Source organism: Janthinobacterium paucivorans (assembly GCF_051380805.1).
Taxonomy (GTDB): domain Bacteria; phylum Pseudomonadota; class Gammaproteobacteria; order Burkholderiales; family Burkholderiaceae_D; genus Janthinobacterium; species Janthinobacterium lividum_D.
In genome coordinates this window covers 1-12,999 of sequence record NZ_JBNYXR010000021.1, presented here as the reverse complement: position 1 = coordinate 12,999, position 12,999 = coordinate 1, and the positions used below count along the sequence as shown (strand labels likewise).

General features: G+C 61.0%; 10 protein-coding genes. 5 read left to right on the top strand and 5 right to left on the bottom strand.

Annotated features, from left to right (window positions below; all coding sequences use genetic code 11):
• Window positions 1-251: 251 nt before the first annotated feature.
• Together ACQ4V8_RS20305 and dprA are read right to left on the bottom strand one after the other, a co-directional pair.
• A complete protein-coding gene (locus tag ACQ4V8_RS20305; RefSeq protein ID WP_010393245.1) occupies window positions 252-716 on the bottom strand; it encodes a Smg family protein in 465 nt (154 codons plus the stop codon).
• A gap of 94 nt (window positions 717-810) precedes the next feature.
• Window positions 811-1,923, bottom strand: coding sequence for a DNA-processing protein DprA (gene dprA / locus ACQ4V8_RS20300; RefSeq protein WP_070345820.1), 1,113 nt, complete (start codon window positions 1,921-1,923; stop codon window positions 811-813).
• 304 nt (window positions 1,924-2,227) lie between these two features.
• Between dprA and def the strand changes: the two genes are divergently transcribed.
• From def to ACQ4V8_RS20285, 3 genes are all read left to right on the top strand, one after another.
• Window positions 2,228-2,770 carry a peptide deformylase gene (def, locus tag ACQ4V8_RS20295; RefSeq protein ID WP_010393240.1) on the top strand — a complete coding sequence of 181 codons (543 nt, stop codon included), beginning with the start codon at window positions 2,228-2,230 and terminating at the stop codon, window positions 2,768-2,770.
• A gap of 120 nt (window positions 2,771-2,890) precedes the next feature.
• Window positions 2,891-3,847 carry a methionyl-tRNA formyltransferase gene (gene fmt, locus ACQ4V8_RS20290; protein ID WP_010393238.1) on the top strand — a complete coding sequence of 319 codons (957 nt, stop codon included), beginning with the start codon at window positions 2,891-2,893 and terminating at the stop codon, window positions 3,845-3,847.
• 34 nt (window positions 3,848-3,881) lie between these two features.
• Window positions 3,882-4,784, top strand: coding sequence for a LysR family transcriptional regulator (locus tag ACQ4V8_RS20285; RefSeq protein ID WP_010393236.1), 903 nt, complete (start codon window positions 3,882-3,884; stop codon window positions 4,782-4,784).
• Here the strand turns inward: ACQ4V8_RS20285 and ACQ4V8_RS20280 are convergent, their stop codons facing one another.
• The 3 genes from ACQ4V8_RS20280 to ACQ4V8_RS20270 all read right to left on the bottom strand — a co-directional run bounded on the left by ACQ4V8_RS20280 (window position 4,785) and on the right by ACQ4V8_RS20270 (window position 8,227).
• Entirely contained in the window at window positions 4,785-5,192 is a 408-nt protein-coding gene (locus ACQ4V8_RS20280; RefSeq protein WP_070345821.1) for a tautomerase family protein, read from the bottom strand. It lies immediately after the preceding gene.
• A gap of 171 nt (window positions 5,193-5,363) precedes the next feature.
• Window positions 5,364-7,841: an IPT/TIG domain-containing protein gene (locus tag ACQ4V8_RS20275; RefSeq protein ID WP_436572090.1), complete on the bottom strand. Its 2,478-nt coding sequence runs from the start codon at window positions 7,839-7,841 to the stop codon at window positions 5,364-5,366.
• A gap of 236 nt (window positions 7,842-8,077) precedes the next feature.
• On the bottom strand, window positions 8,078-8,227 hold the full coding sequence (locus ACQ4V8_RS20270; protein ID WP_157998690.1) for a hypothetical protein: 150 nt from the start codon (window positions 8,225-8,227) through the stop codon (window positions 8,078-8,080).
• A gap of 299 nt (window positions 8,228-8,526) precedes the next feature.
• Between ACQ4V8_RS20270 and metH the strand changes: the two genes are divergently transcribed.
• Both metH and ACQ4V8_RS20260 read left to right on the top strand, forming a co-directional pair.
• On the top strand, window positions 8,527-12,297 hold the full coding sequence (gene metH, locus ACQ4V8_RS20265) for a methionine synthase (RefSeq protein WP_436572096.1): 3,771 nt from the start codon (window positions 8,527-8,529) through the stop codon (window positions 12,295-12,297).
• 123 nt (window positions 12,298-12,420) lie between these two features.
• The gene (locus ACQ4V8_RS20260; protein ID WP_196856090.1) at window positions 12,421-12,792 is read left to right on the top strand and encodes an SPW repeat protein; all 372 of its coding nucleotides are present in this window, start codon (window positions 12,421-12,423) and stop codon (window positions 12,790-12,792) included.
• Window positions 12,793-12,999 lie beyond the last annotated feature (207 nt).

Sequence of the window (12,999 nt, the reverse complement as noted above, 5' to 3'; positions counted from 1 at the left end):
TCTTGTCAAGCGACCAATGATAAGCGCCTATTGAAGAATTCGGCAAGTTATCTGCAAGCAGGAATGCACAGACGCAAACACCATCGCTTAGCGTGCCCGCTGCTGCCGCACATCGTCAAGGGGTGGCGCTGCAGCGGCGTCAGGGTCAAGGTCAGTCTGGCAATTGTGCGCAAGACAGCGCAGGCAGCATAGCCAGGTTCAGCACACAAGATTCAGGGCAAGGAAGCGCCACGCTGCGATGGACGTTTCTATTAGTGTAGCAGGCGGGGAGGCAGGTCTTCGTCGTCGACGAACAAGTCATCGAACATCAGGGCATCCGGTTCCTTGCCCTGGCTCCACAGCAGCATCAGCACGATGACTTTCAGCTTGCCCAGCGAAACGGGAGCCTCGTCAAGCGCGAGCGCGCGCTCGATGACGATTTCACGCTGCAGCGGCGAAAGCACCTTGGCGCTTTCCAGGAACTGGATGAAGCCGATGGCGGCCGTGCCCAACACCTCGCTTTCCTGCTGCACGTAGAAGCGCGTGCCGGTGCAGCTGGCAGTGAGGGTTTGCTCGACGCCGGCCATGGCGTTCAAGTCCGTCAGCCAGACGAGCGCTTCGGAAATCTCCACGTCGTCGAAACCGACGGCCGACAGCTTGCGCGCCAGGACAGCCGGCTCGGGGCAGGCGTCGGGGCGATAGTAAGTCTCGTAGAGGTACACCAGGATATCGAACATGACGCTACTTTATCAGCTAAGTTCGCATCGGCACAAGGGTGTGCGCCGACAAAGCGCCGCCGCGCGGCAAGCCCGCCACACCAGTGACAAGTTGTCATTTACAGCGTTGAAACAGGCCTCCCGGCAGGCGTTCAAGCAAGCCTGCCAGCTCCAGCGCCAGCAATTCACCCATCAGCGCGCCCATGGCCAGGCCGCTGCGCGCGGCCAGGGTATCGGCATCGAGGGGATCATGGCCCAGTGCGGCCAGTAGCGGCGTCTCTTCTTGCACCGCTGGCCGCACGCTAGGGACGCCGGGAACGCAGCCCAGCCAGCGCAACTCTTGCAACACGTCATCGGTCGACTCGACCAGCTTGGCGCCCTGCTTGATGAGCGCATGGCAACCCTTGGCCAGGGTGGCATGAATGGAGCCGGGCAAGGCAAACACATCGCGCCCCTGCTCGCCGGCCAGGCGCGCCGTGATCAGTGAACCCGAGTGTGCGGCCGCCTCGATCACCAGCACGCCGCGCGCCAGGCCGCTGATCAAGCGGTTTCGGCGCGGAAAATTAGCGGGCATGGCCGGCAAGCCCAACGCATATTCGCTGACGATGCAGCCCTGCTCGGCAATTCTTTGCGCCAGATCAAAGTTGCGGCGCGGATACACCAAATCGGCGCCCGTACCGATCACGGCCACGGTAGCGCCCACGCCACGCAAGCCGCCCTCGTGCGCATGCGTATCGATGCCCAGCGCCAGCCCGGAAATGATGCTCAAGCCTGCCGCGCTGAGGGCGTGGGCAAAGGCGGCCGCATTCTGCATGCCTTGCGCGCTGGCATTGCGACTGCCGATGATGGCCACGCTGGGACGCGACAGCAGTTCCACCCGCCCGCGTACATATAATAGTGGCGGCGGATCGGCGATTTCCAGCAGCAGGGGCGGATACGCGGCATCGGCCAGGGTCAGCACGGCATTGCCGGGTTGCTGCAGCCACTGCAAGGTGAGCGCCAACTGGCTGTTGGCCACCGGTTTGGGCGGCTGCACGATGGCACGCGCCACGCTGGCTGGCACCACCTCGCGCAAGGCATCGAACGGGGCGGCAAAGATCTGCGGCGGCAAGCCGAAGCGGGCTAGCAAGGCGCGCGCCGCCACCGGCCCCACGCCGGGCAGATGCTGCAGGCGCAGCCAGCCGGCCAATTCCGTGGCCGTGTCTGCCGTCGTTGACATTGCATGCATGACAACCTCACTGTGTGCTATAGCATCCCATGCTAGCGCCGTGGCGCACGCGCGATACCGACACGCGCAAGGATGCGTGCCATGGCGCGGCAAAACGGCCCTTCATGCACAGCGTCATGGGCGTCTGTGATAAAATTTCTCTTTGCAGCAAACGAATAGCGCACTGGCAAACGCATCTGCCGCGCCGTTGCGCCACACGCGCCTTACCGTAGCGTACTCAAAACAAATAGCCTTGCCATCGTCCGCATGGCCCTGGCATGAATAATCTGGCGCACCGGCGCCCACCTTAACCAGTCGAATCCGTATGTCCATATTAAATATCCTGCGTTACCCCGATCCTCGCCTGCACACGATCGCCAAGCCTGTCACCGAATTTGACGAGCGCCTGCAAACCTTGATCGACGACATGGCAGAAACCATGTACGAAGCCCCCGGCGTCGGCCTGGCCGCGTCGCAAGTGGATGAGCATATCCAGATGATGGTGATCGACATCACCGAAGAGAAAAACCAGCTGCAAGTACTGATCAACCCGGAAATCACCTGGGCCAGCGAAGAAAAGCAGATCTACGACGAAGGCTGTCTGTCCGTGCCTGGCGTCTACGATGGCGTCGAGCGCCCGGCCCGCATCAAGGTGCGCGCGCTGGACCGCCACGGCAAGCAGTTCGAGCAAGAAGCCGACGGCTTGCTGGCCGTCTGCATCCAGCATGAGATGGATCATATGCTGGGCAAGGTATTCGTCGAATACCTGTCGCCGCTCAAGCGCAACCGCATCAAGACCAAGATGGTCAAGGAACTCCGTGGTCTCGAACGCGAAGCGAGCCTGCGCGCACAAAATCGCCGTTTCTGAAAACACATTGTCCGCCGCTTTTGCGGCACTGCTGATAGACTAAGCAGCAACAGTAGTCGTTATACCACGCCAGCCTGGCGCCTCCGGCACTGGCCTGCGCACCTCACGTCAAGGATGCATATGAAAGTGATCTTCGCAGGCACGCCTGAATTCGCCGCCACGGCACTGAAAGACTTGCACGAAGCGGGATTCGATATCCCGCTGGTGCTGACCCAGCCCGACCGCCCTGCAGGACGCGGCATGCAATTGCATGCCTCGGCCGTCAAGCAATACGCGCAGCAGCATGGCATCGAAGTGCTGCAACCGTTGTCGCTGCGTATGGACAGCAAGGACCCGCAGCGCGCCGCCGAGGCAACAGCGGCCCACGCGCGCCTGCTGTCGCTTGACTACGATGTGATGGTCGTGGCGGCCTACGGCTTGATCTTGCCGCGCAGCACGCTCGACATCAAACCCTGCATCAATATTCACGCTTCATTGCTGCCACGCTGGCGCGGTGCTGCGCCTATCCACCGCGCCATCGAGACCGGCGACGATGAAACAGGCGTGACCATCATGCAGATGGAAGAAGGCCTCGATACGGGCCCCATGCTGGCCATCGGGCGCATGCCCATCGAAGCGGGCGATTCGACCGCCAGCCTGCACGACAAGTTGGCCATGCTGGGCGGCAAGATGATCGTCGAGACACTGCGCAAGATGCAGCAGCAGCCGTTGGAAGCCGTACCTCAGCCGGAAGCGGGCGTGACCTACGCCGCAAAAATCGCCAAGGACGAGGCCGCGCTCGACTTCAGCCAGCCGGCGCTGGAACTGGGCCTGAAAATTCGCGCCTTCAACCCCTTCCCCGGCGCCTGCGGCCAGGTCGATGGCGTGACCATCAAGATCTGGGCCGCCGACGTGCTCGAAGCGGACAGCAAGGAAGCGCCAGGCCAGGTACTCGCGGCCGACGCCCAGCACGGCATCGTCGTGGCCTGCGGCAATGGCTCACTGCGCCTGACGGAACTGCAAAAACCGGGCGGCAAGCGCCTGCCGGCAGCCGAATTCATCAAGGGCTTCCCGCTCGAAGGCAAACGTTTCGTTTAATTCAGCCCCCAACTAGCCCGGCGGCCGGCACTGCATGGACCAGCTGACTACCCTGCGCGCCTTGCGCCGCGTCGTGGAACTGGGCAGTTTCACGGCTGCCGGCGCCGCGCTGGGCATCTCGCATTCCATTGTGTCTCGCCAGATCCGCCAGCTGGAAAGCCAGTTGGGTGCCCAGTTACTCAATCGCACGACACGCCGCTTCGCCCTGACGGCCGCCGGCCGGGAATACTATCTGGCCAGCCGCGACATCCTGGACGCGCTCGATGCGGCCGACCGCGCCGTCGCCATGCACCAGGCGCAGCCGTCCGGCTGCCTGCGCATCAATGCACCGACGGCCTTCGGCACGCTGGAACTGGCCGCCTGGCTGCCTGCCTTCACCCGGCAATACCCACACATACAGATCGACCTCGTCTGTAATGACCGCATCGTCGACCTGCTCGACGATGGCTTCGATGTGGCGCTGCGCCTGGCGCGCGGCTTGCCCGATTCCACTCTGGTAGCGCGCCAGCTGACCAGCAGCCGCACGCTGGCAGTTGCCTCGCCCGCCTACCTGGCCCGCCATGGCCATCCGGCCACGCCGCAAGACCTGGCGCAGCACAATTGCTTGATGTACACAGCCGGCGACAAGCCGGCAGAATGGCTGTTCACCGACGCCGGCGGCAGCGTGCACAAGGTTGCCGTACGCGGCAGCCTGCAAGCCAATACCAGCATCGCCCTGCGCGAGGCCGCCGTGGGCGGCATGGGTATCGCCGGCGCAGCCGCCTTCATCGTGCGCGATGCGCTGCGCAGCGGCAAGCTGCTGGAGGTATTGCCCGGCTACACCTTGCGTCCACGAACCCTGTACGCACTGTACCCGCACAGCCGTCAGTTGTCGCCCAAGGTCAGGGCCTTCGTCGATTTTGCCGTGCAGCACTATCAGGATCGCTACTGGGATTGATCAAGGCTGCAGCAGCGCCTTGCGCATGGCGCGAAACTGCTGCGTCAAGCCGGCATAACCCCAGGCCGCCTGACGCGCGTCATGCACGTGGATATAGCTGACGTCATGCAATTCGCCCAGACACTCCTGCATGGCCGCGAACACGGCGGCGATATACGCGGCCTTTTCCGCTGCCGTATTGGTTTCATCGCTGATCAGGATATCGAGGAAAAAACTCGTCTTGCCCTGCGCCTGCAGCGACGGCCCGCCGACAAACCAGTGCGCCGCATCGGCATGGCTGATTGCCACCGACGTCAATTCGGGTGCCTTGTGCAGCAACTGCGCCGTCAAGGCGCTCAGGGTCGCGGCGATGGCCGCGGACTGGCGCGCATCAGGCGCGCTGGATAAAAGCAGGTTCAGGATGGGCATGGGAAGCTCCGCAAGTTGATGAAGACCCATTCTAGGCAGGCGCGATGGAAAGTGGCAGCCTGCGCCAGGCACAGGATCTGTGCAGTATGTGCACCAATGCCTGCGCCTATAAAAAATGAAATAAAAAAAGGGCTTGCCGCGGCAAGCCCTTTTTGCATTCAGCGCCCTTGCCTAGCGGCGCTGCACCTGCATCAAACGTCCGCCCACGGACGACGACAGGCTGACCTCGTAACGTCCACCGGCCGGCAAGGCGCTCACGTCAACACTGGCTTTGCCGCCCGTCAACTCACTGGCGACCAAAGTCTTGCGGCCATCGACACCTACGTGCAGCACGGCTGCGTATGGCTCCAAGTCGGCATTCCAGGCCAGCGCCAGCTTGCCGCCGCTTTGGGTCGCCTCAAACGTCGCCTCGTTGGCGGCGGCCTTGCTGCGGCGCGCGGGACGCTCCAGCTTGGCCAAAGCCTTGCCATTTTCCAGCACTTCCACGTCACTGATGTCTCCCGGATTGGCGAAGCTGACGCGGAAATGGCGCATGGCAGTGCCGCCATGGTCGGCCACGGACACGCCATCGAAAGGCAAATCAATCGTCTGCCCTGACGCTGTCAACACCCGCAAGGTATATGCATGGCCACTGCCGCTGGCAGCGCTACCGATGCGCGCCGAGGAGGCAACGGCAGGACGCAGCCCCACGCCGGCGGAAGTGATGCGACCGGAAATGGTCAGATAGCCATGCTCGGGCTCGGACATGCTGGCGGCAAGTACATTGCTGCCTGTCATCAGCGTGCTGCGCTTTTCCAGGAATTGCTGTATCCGCGCATAGCTATAGTCCGAGAACCAGGCACCGCTGCAATAACTCATTACGTCCTTCATCGCCGTGCTGCCATAGACTGCCTTGCTCAGCTGGCCAATGCTGCCCGCATAGTCGCTGTTGTACAGCGGTTGCGGTCCCAGCTCGCCATTGGTATACGGGTAGAAGATATCCGCATTCGCAGGACTGCCGCAGGCAACGTGTTCCAGCGAGTGATTGTGGCCCAGCTCATGCACCAGCGTGGTCAGCCATTGAGGCCAGCTATTGGCGAAGGGATCGACAGCGGCATTGTTGTTGAACCTGGCGTCCAGGCCGATAGCCGCCGTGAAATCGCCGCTGCTGCCGGTGCGCTTGTTGATGTAGGCCAGGCCGGCGACGCGGGTGGACGACATTTTCGGCAAAAAACCATAATAGTAGGCGCCACTATCTTCCTGAGCACGCTTATTGTTCAGGGTTTCCAGCGTCGTGTTCCACCAACTGTCGGCCGTGCTGCTACCCGGTATGCTCAGTGGGGCAAGCGTAGTAATGCTGATATTTTCTGCTGCATACGGATAGACACGAGTCAGTGCAGTACGAATCACCTCGGCGTCAGGCAGTTGTGCCAAGCCATCATCGGTGCTCAAGGGCACGAGTACCAGGCGGATGCGCGCCGCGCTGGACACGGTCGGCGCCGCTTCCTGACTGACCTGCGTGCCATCATTGCCCACGGCAGTCACGCGCACGCGCACGCCGGGGAAGATCCAGCCTGCCGGCAAAACGGCACTGAAATTGCCGTTGAAACTGTAATCGCTTTTCGTCGTCGGCAACACCGACGGGCCACTCATGTTGATGCTGCCGAGGTTGCTGCCATCGGCAGCCGTGGCGTTCAGGGTCACGGCCGGGCTGCTGCGGCCCGCCTGGGTGCCGAGCACGGACACGCGCACGGCGGCCGATTTACCGCGCGTCAGGCGCAAGGCTCCATTACTGGCGTTCAGGTTCAGTACCTGCGCGAAATCAATGCTGCTCAGGGTGAAGGCCGACACCGTGCCCGCATTCACGGCTATGCGCGAAGTGGCAGACAGCATCACGTTACCCGTTGCTGAAGCTGGTGCGGACAACACCAATAGGCTGGCACTGGCGCTGACGATGGTCGCGGGCGTACTGCCGACGGAAGCGCTGCTAACCTGGTCGAGGTTGCTGCCCTGCACAGTCACCGACAAGGTGGCGCCGTTGACGAACGTGCTGATCGACGTCACTGCCACGCTCGGCAAGACCGTGTAGCTGTCGCTGCTGATGACATTATTGTACGGACCGCTCACCGTCAGCGTTCCCGTTGCCGCGCCCGCAGGCACCAGCACGGTCATGCTGCTGGCGGTCTGGCTTTGCGGCTTCACCGACGCACCAGTGCCAAACTTCACATCCGTCACGGCTCCCATGCCGGTACCCGTGATCGTCACGCTGGAACCGACTTCGCCTGCCAATGGCGCGACACTGCCCACGCTTAATGGCAGGTACACATTGACGTTATAGCTGGTGGCCGCCGTGCCGCTGGCGCTGACCAGGCTCAAGGCGCCCGTGACGGGCAGGCCCGGCATGGCCAAGGTCACGCTGCTGTCGCTGGCGGCGCCGATGACAAGCGTCACGCCGCCCACCTGGAAGGCCGTCACACGGCTCAGATTCGTGCCCGTCACCACCAGGCTGCCACCAACGGCAACATTCGTCGCCGAGACGGCCGTCACGGCAGGAATCACCACCGGATTACCGGCGGTGGTCGACACCACGCTATCGCCTCCACCCCCGCCTCCGCCGCAAGCGGACAGGCCCAGCATGAGAAACAATGCAATAAGAAAATGGTTTTTCATGGCTGGGATCCATATTGATGCTGCGCAATACAGGGAATCGCAAAAGTAAAATGTAACATATTGGTGATTTTTAGTGAGAATTTAATTTCCAGGAATGACTATTATCAGCCAATTCGATTCCATAAGGCAACTATTGATACTTTTAATTTAATCGGTTTCGATAATAACTAAAAATCTGCTTGGCAAATTACATTCAGAGAATCATTTCATTCACTCTGTATTAGATTCATTGAAACTTATTTTCCTTTATCGCGATTGCCATTCAATTCATTAAAAATAGGCAGAGACGGCACGCGCAATGGAAGCATTTCTGCACCGCCCGGACAAGATATTTTCCTGATAACCCTGGTGGAAAAATTAAGGTTTTTGCCTGGATTTTCAGGCATGTCATTGTCAGCGGGGACGCCCGCTTGCCGCCACGGCACTGGCCATGGCGCCGTTGTGTTGCGCGAACCACGGCGAACTGAGCTGCGAGCGCTTTTGCTGAAAACTAAAGCAGCCTGATGCCGTATAATTTTAGACCCGGTGAGATCCGGCGATTGCCACCTCCTGCCCGCCCTACCCGGCAGGCAATCTGCGTCAGCCGATCAGGCTGACCCGCAACCGCCTCGTCACTGTCTTGTCGCCGCGCCACCGCCCGTTTGCCTATTGAAAGCATGAAATGAACGATACCGTGATCCCCGCCATGTCCCCGACCGAAGCCACCTTGCGCGCCATTCTTGCGCGACGGATCATGATTCTCGACGGCGCCATGGGCACGATCATCCAGCAATACAAGCTCGACGAACAAGCATACCGTGGCGGCCCCGCTGGCCGCTTCATCGATTTCGCCGCGCCAGCCGACAGTGGTGCGCGTGAACTGTTCGTCAAGGGCAACAATGAGCTGCTGACCCTGACGCAGCCGCACATCATCCAGGAAATCCACGAGCGCTATTTGGCCGCCGGCGCCGACCTGATCGAAACGAATACTTTCGGCGCCACGACGATCGCGCAAGACGATTACCACATGGCCCACCTGGCCTATGAAATGAACGTTCAGGCAGCCAAGCTGGCACGCGCCGCCTGCGATAAATATTCCACCCCCGACAAACCGCGCTTCGTTGCCGGCGCCTTGGGGCCCACGCCGAAGACGGCATCGATCTCGCCCGACGTGAACGACCCTGCCGCGCGCAACGTCACTTTCGACCAACTGGTGGCGGCCTACCTGCAGCAGACGCAGGGCCTGGTGGAAGGCGGCGCCGACGTGCTGCTGGTGGAAACCGTTTTCGATACCTTGAACTGCAAGGCGGCGCTGTTCGCCATCGACCTGTTCTACGAGCAAAATCCAACCGTCGCACGCCTGCCGCTGATGATTTCGGGCACCGTCACGGACGCCTCGGGGCGCATCCTGTCAGGCCAGACCGTGCCGGCCTTCTGGAATTCCGTGCGTCACGCGAAACCGCTGACCATCGGCCTGAACTGCGCGCTGGGCGCCGCCCTGATGCGTCCGTACGCGCAAGAGCTGGCCAAGATCGCCGACACCTTCGTGTGTATCTACCCGAACGCGGGCTTGCCCAATCCCATGAGCGACACGGGTTTCGACGAGTTGCCAGCCGACACGTCCGCCCTGCTGCGCGAATTCGCCGATGCGGGCTTCTTGAACATGGCCGGCGGCTGCTGCGGCACCACGCCTGAACACATCGCTGCCATCGGCGAGTTGCTGTCGAAAAACACACCGCGCAGCGTGCCGGCGCCATCGCACGACTTGCGCCTGGCCGGTCTGGAACCGTTCGTCGTCAACGAGGAATCACTGTTCGTCAATGTGGGCGAGCGCACCAACGTCACGGGCTCAAAGGCCTTCGCGCGCATGATTCTCAACGAGCAATACGACGAAGCCTTGTCCGTGGCGCGTCAGCAAGTGGAAAATGGCGCGCAAGTGATCGATATCAACATGGACGAGGCGATGCTCGACTCGCTGGCGGCCATGACGCGCTTTTTGAACCTGATCGCCTCGGAACCCGATATTTCGCGCGTACCTATCATGGTCGACTCGTCGAAATGGTCGGTCATCGAAGCTGGCTTGAAATGCGTGCAGGGCAAGGCCATCGTCAATTCCATCTCGATGAAGGAAGGCGAGGAAGAATTCCTGCGCCAGGCGAAACTGTGCCGCCGCTACGGCGCCGCCGTGATCGTCATGGCCTTCGATGAAAAGGGGCAAGCCGACACCTTCGAGCGCAAGATTGAAATTTGCGCGCGCGCCTATCACTTATTGATCGATGCGCTCGACTTCCCACCGGAAGACATCATTTTTGATCCGAATATTTTTGCCGTCGCCACCGGCATCGAAGAGCACAACAATTACGCCGTCGACTTCATCAACGCCACCCGCTGGATCAAGGAAAACTTGCCGCACGCGAAAATTTCGGGCGGCGTGTCGAACGTGTCGTTCAGTTTCCGCGGCAATGATCCAGCCCGCGAAGCCATCCATACCGTCTTCCTGTACCACGCCATCAAGGCCGGCATGACGATGGGTATCGTCAACGCCGGCATGGTGGGCGTGTACGACAACCTGGACCCGGAATTGCGCGAGCGCGTGGAAGACGTGGTGCTGAACCGGCGCGAAGACTCGACCGAACGCATGATCGAGTTTGCCGGCACACTGAAGGCGGGCGGCAAGGCCGAGGCACAAACCCTGGCCTGGCGCGAAGGCACGGTGCAGGCGCGCCTGTCGCACGCGCTGGTGCACGGCATCACGCAATTCATCGTCGAAGATACGGAAGAAGCACGCCTGGAACTGCTACACAATGGCGGACGCCCGATCCACGTGATCGAGGGCCCCTTGATGGCGGGCATGGATGTGGTTGGCGACCTGTTTGGCCAGGGAAAAATGTTCCTGCCGCAAGTGGTGAAATCGGCGCGCGTCATGAAGCAAGCGGTGGCCCATCTGATTCCGTACATCGAGGAAGAAAAACTGCTGGAAGAAAAGCGCACGGGCATCGTCGCCAAGCCCAAGGGCAAGATCATCATGGCGACCGTCAAAGGCGACGTGCATGACATCGGCAAGAATATCGTCACCGTCGTTCTTCAGTGCAACAACTTCGAAGTGGTGAACATGGGCGTGATGGTGCCGTGCTCGGAAATCCTGGCGCGTGCCAAAGTGGAAAACGCCGATATCATCGGACTGTCGGGCTTGATCACGCCGTCACTGGAAGAAATGGCGTATGTCGCCAAGGAAATGCAGCGCGACGATCATTTCCGCATGCTCAAGATTCCCCTCTTGATCGGCGGTGCCACCACCAGCCGCGCCCACACGGCGGTGAAAATTGCGCACAATTACGATGGCCCCGTGATTTACGTACCGGACGCTTCGCGTTCCGTTTCGGTGGCGCAATCCCTGCTGACGCCGGAACAGCGCGACAAATACGTGCAAGACATCGAACTCGATTACGCGCGCATCCGCGAGCAGCACGCCAACAAGAAGGCGCTGCCCACCCTGCCTTTGGCGCAGGCGCGTGCCAACAAGATGCTCGTGCCCTTCGACGGCCCGTGCACGCCGGTGAAACCGAAGTTCATCGGCCGCCGCGTCTTTAAAAATGTCGACCTGGCCGCCCTGGTCAACTATATCGACTGGGGTCCGTTCTTCCAGACCTGGGACCTGGCCGGCCCCTTCCCGGCCATCTTGACCGATGAAGTAGTCGGTGACGCGGCCACCAAGGTGTACGCAGAAGGCCAGGCCTTGCTGAAAAAACTCATCGATGGGCGCTGGCTGACGGCCAATGGCGTGGTGTCCTTGCTGCCAGCGAACAGCGTCAATGACGACGACATCGAGATATATACCGACGATACGCGCAGTACCGTGGCGTTTACGTATTACGGCATGCGCCAGCAGGGCGTCAAACCCGTGGTCGATGGCGTGCAGCGCCCGAACCAGTGCCTGGCCGACTTCATCGCGCCGAAGGCCTCGGGCGTGAAGGATTACCTCGGCATGTTTGCCGTCACGTCCGGGCTGGGCATCGAGAAATACGAGAAACGCTTCGAGGATGCGCATGACGATTACTCGTCCATCATGCTCAAGTCTCTGGCAGACCGCCTGGCCGAAGCGTTTGCCGAGTACCTGCATGAGCGCGTGCGCAAGGATTTATGGGGCTATGTGCCAGACGAGCAGCTGAGCAACGACGACATGATCGGCGAACACTATGTCGGCATCCGCCCCGCGCCCGGCTACCCCGCCTGCCCCGAGCATACCGTCAAGAAACAGATGTTCGACGTCATGCAGGCAGAGGAAATCGGCATGATGTTGACAGAATCATATGCCATGTTCCCGGGCGCGGCCGTCTCCGGCTTCTATTTCGCCCACCCGGAGTCGAAATACTTCGTGGTCGGCAAGATCGGCATGGACCAGGTAGAAGACATGGCCAAGCGCCGCGGTGCCAAGATAGAGGACGTGGAACGCTGGCTGGCACCGAATCTGTCATGATATGTACAAGGCGCGCGGAACTTATCGCGCGCCGCAGCGCACTAACGCAGTATGCCGGTCGGCATGCTGCATGCCCGCTCCGGCCCGTTTCCTGACTGCTCAGGATCAACCAAGGGAGGTAATATGGCAAGCAATTTCAAACTGAAACGCTGGCAAGATCAATTGATCCTGTTGCTGGGCCTGTGGCTGCTCGTCTCGCCCTGGGCTTTTTCCTATCCCGAAGGCTCGCCGCAGATGCTCAATGCCTTGGTTTCGGGCCTGGTGATCGCCGTGCTGGCCGCCTTCGACCTGTACAAGACGTATTTCTGGGCCGTCGTCGTCAACCTGCTGGTGGGCGTCTGGGTCGCCACATCGCCGTGGATCTTGCGGCTGGCCGAACAGCGCGTCGTCCTGTGGAACGAGTTGCTCGTCGGCATTGCCGTCGTCGTGCTGGCCCTGTGGGAACTGCGCACCGACCCCGAGCTGCACAAGCACTGGCCCGGTGCGGCAGCGTAGCGGCGCAAAAAAGCCCTGTCACGGCATCGCCGTGCAGGGCTTTTGAAGAACGCGCCAACAATGTTGTCGGATTACGCGTGGCCTAACGGCCGCGCTAATCCGACCTTGTATTATTCCCTTCATGCCGTTCGTGATATTGCGAACGGTATCGACCGCTGTCAAAATCTTGGTAGGCATATCAAGACCGGGTAACTGGATGCTGTATCC

What these genes read in the sequence shown, in the direction of transcription:
- ACQ4V8_RS20305 (WP_010393245.1), bottom strand. Translation starts at nt 716, where the DNA reads ATGTTCGATATCCTGGTGTACCTCTACGAGACTTACTATCGCCCCGAC.
- dprA (WP_070345820.1), bottom strand. Translation starts at nt 1,923, where the DNA reads ATGCATGCAATGTCAACGACGGCAGACACGGCCACGGAATTGGCCGGC.
- def (WP_010393240.1), top strand. Translation starts at nt 2,228, where the DNA reads ATGTCCATATTAAATATCCTGCGTTACCCCGATCCTCGCCTGCACACG.
- fmt (WP_010393238.1), top strand. Translation starts at nt 2,891, where the DNA reads ATGAAAGTGATCTTCGCAGGCACGCCTGAATTCGCCGCCACGGCACTG.
- ACQ4V8_RS20285 (WP_010393236.1), top strand. Translation starts at nt 3,882, where the DNA reads ATGGACCAGCTGACTACCCTGCGCGCCTTGCGCCGCGTCGTGGAACTG.
- ACQ4V8_RS20280 (WP_070345821.1), bottom strand. Translation starts at nt 5,192, where the DNA reads ATGCCCATCCTGAACCTGCTTTTATCCAGCGCGCCTGATGCGCGCCAG.
- ACQ4V8_RS20275 (WP_436572090.1), bottom strand. Translation starts at nt 7,841, where the DNA reads ATGAAAAACCATTTTCTTATTGCATTGTTTCTCATGCTGGGCCTGTCC.
- ACQ4V8_RS20270 (WP_157998690.1), bottom strand. Translation starts at nt 8,227, where the DNA reads ATGCCTGAAAATCCAGGCAAAAACCTTAATTTTTCCACCAGGGTTATC.
- metH (WP_436572096.1), top strand. Translation starts at nt 8,527, where the DNA reads ATGTCCCCGACCGAAGCCACCTTGCGCGCCATTCTTGCGCGACGGATC.
- ACQ4V8_RS20260 (WP_196856090.1), top strand. Translation starts at nt 12,421, where the DNA reads ATGGCAAGCAATTTCAAACTGAAACGCTGGCAAGATCAATTGATCCTG.